The sequence below is a fragment of the Chryseobacterium sp. PvR013 genome (genome assembly GCF_017833095.1).
Classification (GTDB): domain Bacteria; phylum Bacteroidota; class Bacteroidia; order Flavobacteriales; family Weeksellaceae; genus Chryseobacterium; species Chryseobacterium culicis_A.
The window spans coordinates 192875-207899 of record NZ_JAFIBT010000001.1 but is presented as its reverse complement, the minus strand read 5'-3'; the positions used below and the strand labels follow the sequence as shown (position 1 = coordinate 207899).

The 15025-nt window shown below is 36.1% G+C and carries 18 protein-coding genes; all 18 read right to left on the bottom strand.

All coding sequences use genetic code 11. From position 1 onward, the window contains the following. Nucleotides 1–79: 79 nt before the first annotated feature. Complete coding sequence (locus tag JOE44_RS00930; RefSeq protein ID WP_105680677.1) at nt 80–1693, bottom strand: Na+/H+ antiporter; 1614 nt, start codon at nt 1691–1693, stop codon at nt 80–82. Between the two features lie 97 nt (nt 1694–1790). Next, the gene (locus tag JOE44_RS00925) at nt 1791–2795 is read right to left on the bottom strand and encodes a bestrophin family ion channel (protein ID WP_209783936.1); all 1005 of its coding nucleotides are present in this window, start codon (nt 2793–2795) and stop codon (nt 1791–1793) included. A gap of 80 nt (nt 2796–2875) precedes the next feature. After that, nucleotides 2876–3553, bottom strand: coding sequence for a DUF2490 domain-containing protein (locus tag JOE44_RS00920; protein ID WP_209783935.1), 678 nt, complete (start codon nt 3551–3553; stop codon nt 2876–2878). A 131-nt stretch (nt 3554–3684) separates the two neighbouring features. Then, entirely contained in the window at nt 3685–4077 is a 393-nt protein-coding gene (locus JOE44_RS00915) for a DUF1398 family protein (RefSeq protein WP_209783934.1), read from the bottom strand. A gap of 153 nt (nt 4078–4230) precedes the next feature. Beyond that, the gene (locus JOE44_RS00910) at nt 4231–4920 is read right to left on the bottom strand and encodes a response regulator transcription factor (protein WP_209783933.1); all 690 of its coding nucleotides are present in this window, start codon (nt 4918–4920) and stop codon (nt 4231–4233) included. An 11-nt stretch (nt 4921–4931) separates the two neighbouring features. Further along, nucleotides 4932–5708, bottom strand: coding sequence for an ATP-binding protein (locus JOE44_RS00905; protein WP_105680682.1), 777 nt, complete (start codon nt 5706–5708; stop codon nt 4932–4934). A 21-nt stretch (nt 5709–5729) separates the two neighbouring features. After that, nucleotides 5730–6362 carry a hypothetical protein gene (locus JOE44_RS00900; protein WP_209783932.1) on the bottom strand — a complete coding sequence of 211 codons (633 nt, stop codon included), beginning with the start codon at nt 6360–6362 and terminating at the stop codon, nt 5730–5732. Nucleotides 6363–6381: 19 nt separating this feature from the next. Next, complete coding sequence (locus JOE44_RS00895) at nt 6382–6708, bottom strand: hypothetical protein (protein WP_105680684.1); 327 nt, start codon at nt 6706–6708, stop codon at nt 6382–6384. Nucleotides 6709–7009: 301 nt separating this feature from the next. Further along, on the bottom strand, nt 7010–7459 hold the full coding sequence (locus JOE44_RS00890) for a VOC family protein (RefSeq protein WP_209783931.1): 450 nt from the start codon (nt 7457–7459) through the stop codon (nt 7010–7012). Nucleotides 7460–7495: 36 nt separating this feature from the next. Then, on the bottom strand, nt 7496–8041 hold the full coding sequence (locus JOE44_RS00885) for an SRPBCC family protein (RefSeq protein WP_245169670.1): 546 nt from the start codon (nt 8039–8041) through the stop codon (nt 7496–7498). A gap of 17 nt (nt 8042–8058) precedes the next feature. Next, the gene (locus JOE44_RS00880) at nt 8059–8430 is read right to left on the bottom strand and encodes a VOC family protein (protein ID WP_209783930.1); all 372 of its coding nucleotides are present in this window, start codon (nt 8428–8430) and stop codon (nt 8059–8061) included. Then, nucleotides 8427–8831, bottom strand: a complete 405-nt coding sequence (locus JOE44_RS00875; RefSeq protein WP_209783929.1) for a hypothetical protein — start codon at nt 8829–8831, stop codon at nt 8427–8429. Before JOE44_RS00875 ends, JOE44_RS00880 begins: the two co-directional genes overlap by 4 nt. 2 nt (nt 8832–8833) lie before the next feature. Beyond that, nucleotides 8834–9304 carry a hypothetical protein gene (locus tag JOE44_RS00870; protein WP_209783928.1) on the bottom strand — a complete coding sequence of 157 codons (471 nt, stop codon included), beginning with the start codon at nt 9302–9304 and terminating at the stop codon, nt 8834–8836. 11 nt (nt 9305–9315) lie between these two features. After that, complete coding sequence (locus JOE44_RS00865) at nt 9316–9771, bottom strand: DUF1569 domain-containing protein (RefSeq protein WP_034699611.1); 456 nt, start codon at nt 9769–9771, stop codon at nt 9316–9318. Between the two features lie 421 nt (nt 9772–10192). Beyond that, nucleotides 10193–11401 (bottom strand): ABC transporter permease, encoded by a 1209-nt coding sequence (locus JOE44_RS00860; RefSeq protein ID WP_209783927.1) that lies wholly within the window; start codon nt 11399–11401, stop codon nt 10193–10195. Nucleotides 11402–11468: 67 nt separating this feature from the next. Next, the gene (locus JOE44_RS00855) at nt 11469–12425 is read right to left on the bottom strand and encodes a biotin/lipoyl-binding protein (protein ID WP_209783926.1); all 957 of its coding nucleotides are present in this window, start codon (nt 12423–12425) and stop codon (nt 11469–11471) included. A gap of 11 nt (nt 12426–12436) precedes the next feature. After that, entirely contained in the window at nt 12437–13855 is a 1419-nt protein-coding gene (locus JOE44_RS00850; RefSeq protein WP_209783925.1) for a TolC family protein, read from the bottom strand. A gap of 562 nt (nt 13856–14417) precedes the next feature. Next, nucleotides 14418–14906: a serine protease inhibitor ecotin gene (gene eco, locus JOE44_RS00845; protein ID WP_209783924.1), complete on the bottom strand. Its 489-nt coding sequence runs from the start codon at nt 14904–14906 to the stop codon at nt 14418–14420. Between the last annotated feature and the right edge of the window lie 119 nt (nt 14907–15025).

Below are 15025 nucleotides of genomic sequence, written 5' to 3'. Positions count from 1 at the left end.
ACTTTCATTTTGTGATCTTTTCACCATTCGAGCTTCTTCAGTCAATATTCTTTTGTGACTTTTGTGGCTTATTTTTTAATTATCCATGTGAAAAACCAGTGATCTTTGCTTCATCAAAATCCAATTGCATTTCAATGGTTCTCATGACGTGATCATCAAATATCTTTTCTCTTTTCATTCTGTGCAGTTCGTTTCTCTGTGCCTGAATGATCTGTCGTAAGACATCTTTGTTTTCATTAATGGCCGTTACATAATCTCCAGTAGAGGCCATACATTGGGCTTTATCGGCCATCAGCATCATTTCATTTTCCAGCTTATGTTTTTGATGGCGAACCAGACTGTTTGTGACTGCCAGTTCAGAGAAGTCATTATCCAGTTTATGCAATGCTGTTTCTTTTAGTTTTCGCATAAGAATAACTTCCTGTTTTTCTTCCGGTAATTCGCTTCCGGCATCCTGGATATTTAATAATTTCAGGATTGGGCTGAGCAATAAACCTTGCCCTACCAGGGTAATCAATATGATAACAAAAGTTACAAATAAAATAATATTTCTGTGTGGAAATGCCTCTCCGTTTGGTAAAAAAGCAGGAATCGATAAGGCCGCTGCCAGTGAAACTACTCCTCTCATGGCTGCAAAACTGATGATAAACGGTTCCCGCCAGTCCGGTTTTGGAACTTTTAACCGTAATTCTTTGGAGCAGACTCTGGGGAAATACATCAATGCATAACTGTACAGAATTCTTGTTCCGATAATCGCTCCGCCAATGACAACACTGTAGAAAATACCTTCTGAAATAGTATATTCTTTCATTCCTTCCACTACAATCGGAAGTTCTAGACCAATCAGAATGAAAATGATGGTATTCATCAGGAATATCAGAACACTCCATACATTCCCTGACTGTATCCTTGAGGTATGACTCAAATAACAATGAGAATTATATGACATCAACAGTCCTCCTGCAACCACTGCCAGTACTCCTGAAAAATGGAAATGCTCTGCTCCCACATACATAATGTAAGGTACAATAAGGGTAATAATGGTATCTATATTGGAGTTGGTTGGAATAATCCTTAGTAAAGCTCCAAACAGAAAACCTACTGCCACTCCTACTGCAATTCCTCCGATAGCCATGGTAAAGAAATCCTGAACAGCATCTCTCCAAATGAACTGTCCTGAAATAACGGCAGCCAGAGCAAATTTAAACACAATTAAACTGGAAGCATCATTGATCAGACTTTCCCCTTCCAGAATATTAGTAATCTTTTTGGGAATTTTCATATGCTTTAATACTGAAGTAGCCGCCACTGCATCTGGTGGGGAATTTACACCACCCAATAAAAACCCCATTGCCACAGTAAGCCCGGGAATAATAGAAGATGAAAGGTAAGCTACAACGATGGATGTTAAAAACACCAATCCAAAGGCCATTGAAAAAATCTGCTTTCTCCATTTATGAAAGTCCTGCCATGAAGTAAACCAAGCGGCTTCAAACAAGATAGGCGGCAGGAAAATAAGGAAAACAAGATCTGGTTCTATTTCAATACGCGGCATTCCCGGCACAAAGCTGATCAGCAATCCTGCAATGACGAGGAAAATTGGATAAGCAACTTTTAATTTCTGGCCGATCATTACCAATATCATCACAGACAGCAGTACTGCAATAGATATTATAACATAGCTGTGAATCATTTTAAGTAAGTTTTTTAAGTATTTTTTTAATTTAATTAAATAATGTATTCCGTTGGATTGATTGATATCAGCGGAAATCTTTTAATTCTCTATTTAATTACAGAACAATATTATTCTTCGGTGTGATTGCCGGCGGAAGATCAGATTCATCCAGCATATCTCTCATATCAATTTCTATAGTACGGCTGATCTGGGTAATCGGCACATCATTGGGACTTCCTTCGAATGGATTAACAGAGGCCTCTCCTACGCTGTCTAATGTATGAAAGCACCATGTTACCAATAAAGAAAACGGAATATTAAACCATAAAGTCCATCCTTCTACCACTGTTCCGTCTCCTAATTTATCGAGCTCTTTCAGTAATCCGAAAGGCACAAAAACAATGAATAAAAGCAAAAGGTATGTGGTGATGGAAGAGAAATTTCTCGGATATGGAAAGTTCTTAATTCTTTCTGCTTTTCCCTGGTCATCGGTAAACTTTATCAGTTGCTGATTGATCTGTGTCCATTGAAAATCATTGAGTTCTCCTTTTTCATAGGCTTCAGACAACGCTTTACTCTGCTTCGCCATCAGTTGGGTAGCCCTGTTCTTTTTGCTTAAAATATACTGAAGTTCAGGTTCGGAAAGATATTTTTTCAATTCTTCATCCAGTTTGGACAACCTCTCCGGAATGTCATACTTTCTGGCATATTCATCAAACTGATCTGTCCCCATATTTTCCCATGCTCTCGGCTCCCGAAGCTGAAATCTCAAGGCGGTAAGCCATGCATAATGACGAAGAAACATCTCTTTTACTTTACCCGGATCTTTAGAAATCAGCGCATCTCTCAGGATATATCCAAAACTACGGCTGTCATTAATAATCGCTCCATAGATCTGTCTTGCTTCCCAGAGCCTGCTGTAGCTGGCATTGTTTTTAAATCCGACAATAAAGGCAACAGCTGTTCCCATAATGGCAATCGGCTGCCATGGAACGGAAAGAAACTTCCAGCCTAAAAAATACAGGACGGTAGGAATGGCTGATAATACAACCAAGGCGTAAATGCTCCGTCTTGTCCAGATAATGAACTCTCTGGCTCCGAATCTTTTTCCTGAATGCATAAGTGTTTATTTTTTGTGTTTATTATTTTTTATTTTCAAATAAAGGCTTTTCTCAGAGCATTCAGAAGCAGTTTTTATCATCAGTTTTTAGTAAATGGAATATTGTTATAAAAACCAATCTGAATCTGCCCGCGATTTCTATTTTCCTGAATCTGGTTCATATAACCTGCTTCAATCCTCATATTTTTGTTGATGACATATCCTAAAGCTCCGTAGACTCTGTTTCTGTCGAAAACCGGACTGTTTAAATGCAGGAAAATTTCATTATACACTGATGCGTAAAGGGTCTTTGGCAGCATTTCTTTTTGAGTAATCGGAATATTCACGCCCAGCATATAACGGAACCTCATCCTGAAATCATCCTGAAGAAAACGTTCTTCCAGGCGATAACGGTGCTGAAGATAGAAACGTCCAAATTTCTGTTTGGTAATATACTGCTGGAAAATTCGGTGTTCTATATTCTCTTTTTTCTCCCCGTTTACATAAGGCTGGCTCAGAATAAACCCATATCCTAACAAAACATTGTTGTTATTTTCGGTAAGATCATACCCTATCCCGGTACGGATCAGCAACTGTTCCAGATCTCCAAGGGCATCAAAATTACGGTACTGAATTTCATTATGCCAGTTCAGCTTTTTGCTGATTTTGTTATTTCCAAAATACATATACCATGCTCCCAGATCATTTTTCTGAGCAAATGTCAATATGGATCCCAAACTTAATACTGTGAATGCCAACTTCGTAAAAACCTTTCTCATGTTTACCAATTACTATTATCTATCGTTTTTAACAAAATTAATATTTTAAATCAATAATAGCAAACAATATTTTGCACGCGGATATAAAGAAGTCCGGATGCAATTATCTGCACCCGGTTTTATATAAAAGATTATTCTGGAATCTGTTTTGTCAGAACATTCGTTTCATTCTGGTCAAAATAAGTACAGTTCATCCCGTGAAGATCCATTGTCCATCCGTTGATTCCGTTTTCGGCACAGTCTTTACAGAAAGTCATGTAATCTGTTCCTCCCTGCTGATGAAGTTTCAGCCTTATTTTAAAATTTTCAAGGTTTAAAGTATCGGAAACAGGAAGTGAATCATACTTACTTCCAGTCTGCACAGATTGATTGTCATGATTAAAATATTCAGTATTTCCGTCTGAAACGTATGCCTTATAATGGGAAACACCAAGCCTTTTTATCGCCTGAATATATTGAGGAAAATCGGCTCCGGTTTTTACTTTTTGGTGTTCTTCTTTAATGTTTTCGATCGTAAATTTCATTCTTTTGTATTTTTCTGACTGTTATTATTTAAGAATATAAAATTATTATTTTTTCATAAACAAATCATGTGTATCTGCTTATAAAACAAAAACTAATTTAATCAGAAAATATAAATTTCATTTACTTTTTAATGAAAACAACGGCATGAATATTTACTCGAACCTGTCTTTTAAATAGTTCATATCTGCAATTTTACTTTCAATGGCATATACCACTAAACCTGCCGTATTTTTGGCTCCGGTTTTCAGCAGAAGACTGTTACGGTGGCCTTCCACGGTTCTGGAACTTATAAAAAGCTGATCTGCTATTTCAGAAGTGTTGTATTGTTTACAGATTAATTCCAATACCTCTTTTTCTCTTTTGGAAATATGGTTGGCATCAAAAATACTGGACACTTTCTTTTTAGGCTCTGTAAGGTTTTGATGTAATGCTTCCATTACTTCATTATTGTAAAAGAAACCTTTGCTATATACTTCCCGGATTGCAGTAAGTAATTCAGCAGGGCTTGAGTTTTTTTTAAGGAATGAACACGCTCCGGACTGTATCATATTGACAATAAACGCTTTTGTATTATAGCTGGTCAATGCAATAATCCTGATCTGAGGATATTTGATATGGATTTGTTTGGTAGCTTCTACTCCGTTAATTTCCGGCATATTGAGATCCATCAGGATAATATCAGGCAGCTCTTCCAGGGTTATAAGCTCATCAAGCAGCTCTTTCCCGTTACTGAAATCACTTACCAGTTCAATATCTTTTTCTCTCTGTATCAACAATGAAATTCCCTGACGAAAGAGTGCTTCATCGTCTACGGTTATTACACGAATTATATCCTTTTCCATCTTATAACTATTTAAAATGTAAATTCTACGGTGATTCCTTTATTGTTTTCACTTTCAATTTTCAGTGTTCCATTGATCAGTTCTACCCGGCTTCTGATGTTTCGCAAGCCTAATCCTCCTTTCAAAGTATTTTCATCAAGATTAAATCCTTTACCATCATCTTTATAGATACAGGTATTTTTTCCTTCTTTTCCTAAAAATTCTATATCAATATGAGTACTTTCACCATGCTTTATGGAATTGTTAATGAGCTCCTGAAGTATTCTAAAGATATGCAAATTTTTTTCTTCTTCTGTTTTTGCAAAGTATAGACTGTTGGAATAAGTAACCTGCAGGGTTTTGGACATGTTAATTTCTGAGCATAGGGCATCTATTGCAGCATGAAGGCCAAATTTTTCTAAAATGGGAGGAAGCAGATCATGAGAGATTTGCCTGGCGCTTTCGGCAGTTTTGTTGACCAGATGTATTATTTTATTTTTCAGATCGGTGTATTCTTCTCTGGCCAGATTATCAAAATCCAACAGATGGATATTTAAAGAAACCACACTGAGTTTTGAGCTGATGTCATCATGCAGATCCTGAGCAATCCGCAGTTTTTCTTTTTCCTGAGCACTGATAATGGCGTGGGTAAGATCTTTCTCATATCTGATTTCCAGTTCTTTTTTCTGAATAAGATTTCTGGTTATTTTCTTATTAGAAAAATAATAAAATATGATCAGCGTAACGGCCAGTAAAGTAAATGCCAGAAAGGTATAAACGATAGTGGAAATAATTGTATTTTCATTCATTTTGTAAAATCATAACAGTAATTACACATTTTTTCTACGGGAAGAAAGATATTCTGCCAGAATAAAAATCTGGTATACAATAAACATGACGACATTAAAAACCCATATTTCTTTATGCAGTTTTCTGTTCATCACCGTATACAGATTTCCGGATAAAAATATCACAGTACTGCTTATCAGGTAAAGTAAAAGTCCCAGACTTATATAATTGTATTTCTTTTTAGTATCCAGTATATTATACAAATGAAATAATGCCAGAATTATAATGGAATAAGAGGTGACAAAAATTTCAAACAGGTTAAAAACATAATATTTCTCGGGGTATATTATATACTGTATAACGAGAACTACAGGAATGATAATTAAAAATGCAAGTGCTGTTTTTTTCTGGTATTTTTCTATTAAAATTTCATGAAAGAACAACCCCAGTAACAAAAACTGACCAATCAGATAATAATGAGAGAAAAACAGATTGTTTATCTTCTGAGAATTCAATACATAGAAAACAATTTCACATATTAATATCCAGGCTAGATAGCCGATGAAGAATGTATAGGCTTTTCCTGCTCTTGAAAAGCCCATACAGTATACTGCCAGATTGATCAGCAGAATGCCTTTTCCAATTAATGACAATATTTCAATCCAATGATCCAATGATTTCTAGTTTTTCAAATTACAGATTCCACCATTTCGCAGTGGAACATACACTTGGGCAAGGTGTTGTCATGTCATATACATAGTATCCTTTATCATAATCTACAATATCATTGTTATCAGCATCTACCCCAACCATCAGAAACTTAAATTCTCCTTCATCGGTAATGGCATTATATCCCCGATATCTCTCAAATCCTTTATCTTTAATGAAAATATCATGTACATCCTTCGCTGGGATAAGGTGAGCCCGTATAGACATTCCATCAATTACTTTTGTATTCTGCCAGTTGCTGATCCATGTTTTAGCATCTTCTAATAAGACTGCATGTTTAGGTAGTTCCATAGTTTTCTTGTTTTAAATTATATAATAGGTTTAGAATAAAGTCGTTATAACTACACATTACAAGTTATGAAAAAACTAACCATACTGTGAAATAAATTCATATTAATTAACATAATATTTATTTTTCAAAATTATAATAATAACCTATAGCAAGATTGCGTATTTCTACCCGTTTTTCAATTTGGCATTTAATACGTTGTTATCACTTTTATTTCCTTTATCGGCTACTTATCAGGATCACATTGAAAAAGCCGACAGAAATCTGCCGGCTTTTTTACTATTTTAAATACCAATATAAATCTTATGGATGCTGCTGCATTTTAGCAGGATCGTCATAATTTACCATCCAGTTGATTCCGAATTTATCACTAAACATTCCGAAATAAGCTCCCCAGAAAGTATCTGTCATTGGCATTGTTATTTGTCCTCCAGCAGAAAGACCACCGAATAATTTGTCTGCTTCTTCTTTAGATTCAGCGTTCACAGAAATAGAGAAATTGTTCCCTGTTTTGAAATTGGAAGACCACTCTCCTCCTATATCGCTTCCCATCAATATTGTTTCTTTAGAGATTGGAAGTGAAACGTGCATAATTTTGTTTTTGTCTTCTTCAGGAGTTTCTTTCCCTTCCATTGGAGGCATTTCTCCAAATGTTCCGATGTAAGGATATTCTCCTCCGAAAACAGATTTATAAAAATCAAATGCTTCTCTGCAGTTTCCATTGAATGTCAAGTAAACATTTACTGTTGCCATAATTGTTTTGTTTTTTTAAGTTGAGTTTGTTTTTTATTAAGGTTTTTCAGATAAAGCTTTTAATCTTGAAAGCCCTTTCTGATAATCTTTTCCAATAGCGTCCTCCATATTCATAAACAGCTTCATCAGAGTAAAAGGATAAGGAATCTCTGAGGTAAATCCCCATGTTGCCTTACTTCCGTTTCCTTCCGGAACTACTGTTACATAAGCGTTTGCTTCACTTTCATAAGGAGTAAGGAATTTAATTTCCGTATCTATTCTTTTACCTGCTTCATCCACTTTTTTCAATTCCTGACAACCTTTTCCTGCATTCTTATTTTTACTGTCCCAGCAAACTTTTTCTCCCGGTTGTCCTGTTGTTCCTGTCCAGTCTTTTTTCATCCCTGGATCAAGATCATTCCATGGACTCCATTGATCCATTGCTTTGAGGGTATTGGTATTTTGCCATACTTTTTCTACCGGTGCATTGATAGAAACTGACTTCTCATATTTACAGTCTCCTGAAATAAAAGCCGCCCAAACTAATAAAATGATTAGTATTGTGGTTAAAAATAAAATAATTCTTTTAAATGTTCTCATCATAAATGTGTTTTTAATTATTATCTGTGTTGGTCTATAAGAATCATATTTCCATCGGGATCTTTCAGGTAGATGTGTTCGGGGCCTGAAGTGGTTTCTTCCGCTTCTTTTCCGATTTCTATTCCACTTTCTTTTAATCTTTTCTGAATTTCACGTACATCGTCAAAAGATTCAAGATTTTGTGCATTTTCGTCCCATCCCGGATTGAAAGTAAGCATATTTCCATCAAACATCGCTTGAAAAAGGCCTATCAAGGTAGAACCGTTTTTCATGATGAGATAGTTTTGTTTTTCAGTTCCTGCCATGGTTGTAAACCCAAGTTTCTCATAAAAGTCTTTGGATTTCTGAAGATCTTTTACGCTTAAGCTAATTGAAAAAGCTCCTAATTTCATATTTTTTTTGTTTTTAAAGCAAGTTTATGTCCAACGAAAACCAATCCCCAAACAAGGATTCCTAAAATCCAGAACCAGATTGGAGTAGGTAAAGACACCATCATGTACACAGTCATTAGCAAGAAAATAATTCCGCAAATCAGTGCTGCTGTATATTTCCCATTATTTGAAATTTTTGTTGCTGTAAATCCGGAAATAACTGCTGCCAGGGCATAAGCCAGAATGATAAAAAACAGAGCCATAAAAGGCGCTTGGCCTACATAAACTTTCAATGCCTCCATATCTCCGGCTACCGCTTCCACAGGAGGAGGATATAAAGCATGTCCTATTTTCTCCACTACAGTAATACCAATGGATCCTGCAATAAGACCTGCCAATACAGCTAATATTCTTCTCAGCATGATTATTGGTTTTTGAGTTGGGTTTTAAGCTCTATGCTTCCATCATAGCTTTTCCAGTTTCCAATAAGCTCAATATACTGTCCTTCGATTTTCTCTGTTTTTCTGTTCCATTTGAAATTATAAACAAACCTTCCTTTAAAAAGTCCGGAATGTTTTCCTTTATTCTCTTCCGCCAGCTCATATTCTCCGTATACCGTACCCTGTTTCTTGGAATCTTTATATTTTGAAATGGTAATTTTCCCTTCAAATTTTGTATAATTGGTATCTACAAGAGAGTATCCTGAAACGAAATATTCCTGATCATTTTTTTTATTCTGTTCAGAAATATTGATCTTTAGTTTCAGCTCCTGACCTTTATTTCCGATAGTTCCTATATACGGTTTACTATTGTTCAGCCAGGTATTTGAGATATCGGGCATCTGAGCCCATACAAAATTGGCTGCCAGAATGAAGAGTAATAAAAGTTTTTTCATAGTGTGATTTTTTAAACGCCAAATTGGGCAAGATGGTGGTTCAGATGTTTGGCAAACATATTATTCCATTCCTGAGAATTCAGTTTTCCAAAAGAAAAAGATTCTTTACCATCAAACGCATCTGCACCTAACTGCTGGGTCTTCTGAATAAAACCGATCAGTCTTGTTTTTTCTTCATGAAAGTTCTTTCTGGTAGTAATCAAAAACTGTGGAGCGGTAGGAGAATCTCTTGGATATGCTTTTTCTCCCACTACCTTGGGTTTTACGAAAGTTTTCAGTATAAATTTGGCAATAGCTCCCGGCTTTTTGTGTTTTTCCGGTTCATAGATCATTTCATAGGTAATACAGCAGTGTGCCAGCATTTGGTCCACGGTCATTTTCCCCCACAAACCATGAGTATCTTCTACCAGCCTGTTGATCCTATCAATATAGTTTTGAGCATCTTTTGCATCAAATACGTTTTCCATATAATTTCTATTTTACTATGGACAAATATATCAGTTTTTTTGATTGATTTTATAGTTGGTTGAAAAAAGGAGAAATTGTTGGGATACGAGGTGTGAGATGCGGGTACGAGGTTGATTGTTGCCGGGTTCTAGCTGCCATTTTTTAGATTAAGTGTAGGAATTAAGATTGAAAGAATACGAGTTACGAGATTCGAGATTCGAGTGGCCAGCGATTCAACTTGGAAGCTGATTATCTCTGACTTATTTTTTTAATCCTCAATATTTAAAATTATCATAAGCACAACCGCCCATCAGATTAACTGAAACAATTCCCTAACATCTAACATCTAGCATCTAGCATCTAGCATCTAGCATCTAGCATCTAGCATCTAGCATCTAGCATCTAGCATCTAGCATCTAGCATCTAGCAAAGCAAAAAAAACTACTCAACATCCTCCTGGGAAGTATTCTCCAAAGCAATTTCCTGCGGCGCTGCTTTTCTGAAAATAAACCAAAGCTTAATCTTTAAAGCAATCCAGCCAATGATGGCATACACAACTAAAAGAATACTTAAATGTTTCAGGTAAGGGAAAGTAAGTTCTACCGAACCTTTTTGAATCAATAAGATTTTGAAAGCCTGTAAAAAGGGAGTTAATGGAATAATATTCGCGATAAACTGTACAAAAGCAGGCATTGCACTTAAAGGCCATGTAAACCCACTGATAATGAACGCTGGTGAAGCAATAACCATAAGGATCTGCGTAGCCTTCAAAGCATCCGGAATCAGAATACTTATAAATACTCCCAGAAATGAAACTGATCCTACAAAAACCGCTGTCAAAAGAATAAAATTAAATATTCCTTCAGGCATCGGAACATGGAAAATCATATGCATAAAGTAATAAATACCTACGATAAGAATAGAAAATACCCAAATCGGGATCACCTTAATAAGCATGGTTGGGAAAGCCCATTTTTTCATTTTCAGGTATTCTTTTACGAAAGAACCTCTTTCAAATTCGGCAGCAAAACTTACAGCCATCGCCAACAGAATTACCTGCTGTAATACTACCGCCAGCATTGCAGGCCACATAAAGATCAGGTAGTTTCCGGTAGTATTGAAAAGGGTGATATAATTAGCTTTGAAAGGCTCATACTGAGTAGCGGCCTTGGCAGCGGGCATTCCTGCTTTCTGAAGAGCTTTGATGGAAGCTCCGGCAGAAAATGTTCCTATGGTCAGCTGAAGAGCTTTGGAAGCAAAATTTGCTGTTAAGACATTTCCTGTATTGATGTAGACATTCAGTTCAGGGTATTTTTTCTGAAGCATATCTCCTTCAAATCTTGATGGAATAATCACCACAGCCGCAGCTTCATGTCTGATCACCTCATCTTTAATACTCAGAGGTTCCTGGAGATATCTGATAATTTTGATGCTTTTATTATCATCCAGCATTTCCGTCAGTTGGTTTGACAAAGGGGTATTATCCCTGTCGACAACCAAAACGGGAGTATTTTCAACTTTTCCGCTTTTGTAAACAAAGCCCAGCAAGGTTGCATAGAAGACTGGTGCCAAAAAGAACACCGTCCTTAAGGTTGAATTGCCGATAAAAAGTTTGAACTCACGTTTTAAAAGACGGAAAAATTCTTTCATCTGTATATTTTTATATGTTGAAGAACGAAATGAAATCCAATAGAAGTTTCATCTGTTCTTTTTCAATTTATTTCAGGATTATATTGGCATTGACCAAAATACTTTTAGCCTTATTCATGTCTTTCGGTTTTACTTTGATCTCATAGATCGCATCCTGCAGCTGATAGTCAGGGTAAGCTGTCGTGATATCTGCATATTTTGTCAGCTGTTTGATATACACTATATTTCCTGTCAGGGTTTCTTTGTTGTAAACGACCTGCATGGTCACCTCCTGTCCTTTTTTGTATTTTGAAATGGCACTTTCCGGGATTGTAAATCTGAAGTAAGTGCTTTCGGGAATATATCCATTGAATAAAGCAAAACCAGCTGTAGCAAGCTCACCCGTATTCAAGCTGATGGTTTCAATTTCCATATCGTTGGTAGCAATGATGTATCTTTCGGAATAGGCTACATTGGCTTCCTGCAAAGCTCCTTTAGCCTGTGAAGCCTGCCCTGCTGCCATTTCTACTTTTTCGAAACGGGTACCTCTTGTTACATCATCCAGTTCGGCGACTACCGCATCATACTGTGCTTTTGCTCCCTGTAGTTTTGCATAGATTTCGTCATGAGCCTGTGGAGACATCAAGCTGTCGCGGAACATATTGTTTGCTCTTTTGTAAGATTTCTGGGCAAATTCATATTGCTCTTTGAGTCCTTTATATTTAGCCTGAAGCTGTCTCAACTGATCGGCTGTAGCTCCGTTTTTCGCCATCTGTTCCTGGGCCGTAGCAGCATTTACAGCGCCCTGTGCCTGTGCAATTTTTGCGGAAACTTCAGGAACATCAAGCTGAGCCAGCGTATCTCCCTTTTTCACGGTTTGCCCTTCAGAAACATATATTTTCAGAATCCTTCCGGTAACTTTAGGAGCAAAAGAGATCACATCCTTTTTTGTTTTTCCTTCAGGATCTTTGTTTTTTTCATTTTTTTTGTCACAGCTCCCCAGCAAAAACAGAGCAGCGAAGAGTATAGATATATTTTTATGCATCATTTAAATTTTTAAGGGATTAAATAAAATTTGGTGATATCCAGTTCCTGGGTAGACCTCATCAGTTCTATTCCCGCTCTTCTCTGGTTGAAAATGGCATTCTGATATTCCAGTTCGGAAGCTTCAAGATCATTTTCTGCATCAATAAGCTGTGAAGATTTACTCATTCCGTATCTGAATTCTTTTTCGGCCTGTACCAATGCATTTTTTGCCAGCTCTTTTTCTTTCGCTTTCAAGGTAATCTGTGCGGAGGCGATATCGTAATTGGTTTGATTATTAGCCAGATTCAAGGTCAGTTTTTTCAGAGCATCTTCTTTCTGATTTTGCAGTACTTCTTTTCCTACTTTGGCTGTTTCTTCTGCATGTTTTCCTTCTTTACCATCAAAAATTTCCCATTTAAATCCTACTCCAGCTGTAATCAGTGGAAATACGTTAATGTTATTAGGTCTCCAGTCCAGTTTTTTTCCTTCATATCCAAGTATTGGAACTGCCGGGATGACATTTTCTGAGGACTTAATTCTGTTTCCGTACAGTCCGATATAATAGGCTGAAGCCATCAGCTGTACTTTAGGAATCATCCAGGTTTTTTCAGCCTTTATTTTATAGTCGGCAGCGCTGATGCCATGTTCCAGCGCTCTGATTTCAGCTCTCTGCTCTATTCCTTTTTCTGCGGCCAACAATTCTACCGGAGATAATACCGGATCAATCATTTTCAGCCTTTCTATGTTGATTCCTGTTAAAATATAAAGCTGGGTAAGAAGAAGTTCTTTTTTCCCTTCATATTCTACCATTTTAGCATCTAAAGTTGCCTGAGCCAGTTCAATTTTTTTATGATCATAAGGAGTAATCAAACCATAGCCAAGAGCTTTATCTGCAGTTTTTCTGTTGATATCCAGTCTTTTTTTACTTTCATCCAGTACTTTTTTAGACTGATGAATTAAGGCTAATTGATCATACGCTTTAGAAATGGTGGCAATCACCTCATCTTTTGTTTTCTCCAAAAGAATATCTTCAGATTTTTTCTTTTCTTCAACGGCCTTTTTCATGTATTTAACTTTGCCACCTGAATACAAAAGCATTTTAGCATCTGCTTTGGCAATCCCTGAAAATCCGGACACATTGAAATTATTGTTGAAAGCTCCTTCCGGAATATTGATAAAGGGAGCGAGATTAAATTCCGGTGACGTCAGTCTTGCTGTTCCATTGAGATAACCTGCTTTACCACTTAATTCCAGGGTTGGAAGAAAGATATCTTTCAGTTTGTGTTCATCAAGATCGGTAAGTTTGTTTTGGGTAATCTGCATTTTAAGGTTCGAGTCCCGAACCATAGCACTATCCAGAAGTTCTTTAAAATCCGGCGCAGACTGTGCCCAGCCAAAAGCGGGGAAAGCAAAAAAACTAAACGTAAAAATCAATAAATTGTTTTTCATGGTTTATGTTTATAACAAATATAATGCAAAAAAAGATAAAATCCTTAAAGATAATTCTACAATACAGTGAATTTAAAGTAAGTTTAAAATATGTTTAAGTTTAAAGCCCTACAAAATAAAGTTTTGCCCGAAGTGTTTAAATGTTAATTAAAACTTAAAAAATTTTGAAAAAATAATTAACTCTACTTTTACTGCGTCCTTTTTATTGTGTCTTTTCTTAGGAAATAAAAGAATCAACGGATATTCAATCGAAAAATAAATCTTGCCTTTTTATTCTTATTTTGAATATAGGAATCTAGATTCCTGCGGAATGGCAAACTGGATGCTTAGGCTCTGGAAATAAAAATCAGTAAAATTTGTGAGAATGGGCTTTAGCCAAAAATATATTACAAAGCGATGTCCGCAAAAGCATTATGAATCGGTTTAAGCTTGTTCGTAAAGGCGTTTCACTTAGCTAAGATAATGGAGAAAACGTTGAATTAGTTCCAATCTGATACTGTGCAAAAACGAAAACTCCCCGCATTACTGTGAGGAGTTTTCTGTATAATTATAATAAGCTGATTTACTTTTGAACTGCTTTTTTCATGGCAGCATCAGGGCGTAAGATTCTGTAACGTACTTCAATGTCTTTTGGTACATAGAATACCAATGGAAGTTTACTGTTGTATCTTACGATTTCAGGTTTTAAAGTCACAAACTTTTTAGTCTGTTTCTGCCCAGGGCATCCCATAAGAGTTCCTGCTGTTTCTCCTTTAGACTCTACTTCGTAATAGTTGTATCCCCATCCCTGAAGATCCTGAGTTTTCATTTCTCCCATTAAGAAATAGTTGTTGCAGTCTAACATTTTTTCAGTTCCGACAAAAAGTTCAACTTTTAAATCGTTTTCATTTTTTGCTACGGGAAGCTGAATATATACTTGTTTGTATCCTTCTTTAGCTTTTGGGAACATTTCAATCTGTAGTTTTTCAAACTTTTCTGCTTTCTTTTGTGCAAAAGCATTTACTCCGGCCATCAACACCAATCCTGTAATTAAAGTTTTAGAAAATTTCATCTTTTAATAATTTTTTTAATTGATATTATCTTAATTCCAAAAACTATTCCAAAATTAAACAATTGTTTGGTTTTTCGATTTAATTCTATTTTATTTTAAACCTTAAAACAAAAACTGCA

What these genes read in the sequence shown, in the direction of transcription:
- JOE44_RS00930 (WP_105680677.1), bottom strand. Translation starts at nt 1,693, where the DNA reads ATGATTCACAGCTATGTTATAATATCTATTGCAGTACTGCTGTCTGTG.
- JOE44_RS00925 (WP_209783936.1), bottom strand. Translation starts at nt 2,795, where the DNA reads ATGCATTCAGGAAAAAGATTCGGAGCCAGAGAGTTCATTATCTGGACA.
- JOE44_RS00920 (WP_209783935.1), bottom strand. Translation starts at nt 3,553, where the DNA reads ATGAGAAAGGTTTTTACGAAGTTGGCATTCACAGTATTAAGTTTGGGA.
- JOE44_RS00915 (WP_209783934.1), bottom strand. Translation starts at nt 4,077, where the DNA reads ATGAAATTTACGATCGAAAACATTAAAGAAGAACACCAAAAAGTAAAA.
- JOE44_RS00910 (WP_209783933.1), bottom strand. Translation starts at nt 4,920, where the DNA reads ATGGAAAAGGATATAATTCGTGTAATAACCGTAGACGATGAAGCACTC.
- JOE44_RS00905 (WP_105680682.1), bottom strand. Translation starts at nt 5,708, where the DNA reads ATGAATGAAAATACAATTATTTCCACTATCGTTTATACCTTTCTGGCA.
- JOE44_RS00895 (WP_105680684.1), bottom strand. Translation starts at nt 6,708, where the DNA reads ATGGAACTACCTAAACATGCAGTCTTATTAGAAGATGCTAAAACATGG.
- JOE44_RS00890 (WP_209783931.1), bottom strand. Translation starts at nt 7,459, where the DNA reads ATGGCAACAGTAAATGTTTACTTGACATTCAATGGAAACTGCAGAGAA.
- JOE44_RS00885 (WP_245169670.1), bottom strand. Translation starts at nt 8,041, where the DNA reads ATGATGAGAACATTTAAAAGAATTATTTTATTTTTAACCACAATACTA.
- JOE44_RS00880 (WP_209783930.1), bottom strand. Translation starts at nt 8,430, where the DNA reads ATGAAATTAGGAGCTTTTTCAATTAGCTTAAGCGTAAAAGATCTTCAG.
- JOE44_RS00875 (WP_209783929.1), bottom strand. Translation starts at nt 8,831, where the DNA reads ATGCTGAGAAGAATATTAGCTGTATTGGCAGGTCTTATTGCAGGATCC.
- JOE44_RS00870 (WP_209783928.1), bottom strand. Translation starts at nt 9,304, where the DNA reads ATGAAAAAACTTTTATTACTCTTCATTCTGGCAGCCAATTTTGTATGG.
- JOE44_RS00865 (WP_034699611.1), bottom strand. Translation starts at nt 9,771, where the DNA reads ATGGAAAACGTATTTGATGCAAAAGATGCTCAAAACTATATTGATAGG.
- JOE44_RS00860 (WP_209783927.1), bottom strand. Translation starts at nt 11,401, where the DNA reads ATGAAAGAATTTTTCCGTCTTTTAAAACGTGAGTTCAAACTTTTTATC.
- JOE44_RS00855 (WP_209783926.1), bottom strand. Translation starts at nt 12,425, where the DNA reads ATGCATAAAAATATATCTATACTCTTCGCTGCTCTGTTTTTGCTGGGG.
- JOE44_RS00850 (WP_209783925.1), bottom strand. Translation starts at nt 13,855, where the DNA reads ATGAAAAACAATTTATTGATTTTTACGTTTAGTTTTTTTGCTTTCCCC.
- eco (WP_209783924.1), bottom strand. Translation starts at nt 14,906, where the DNA reads ATGAAATTTTCTAAAACTTTAATTACAGGATTGGTGTTGATGGCCGGA.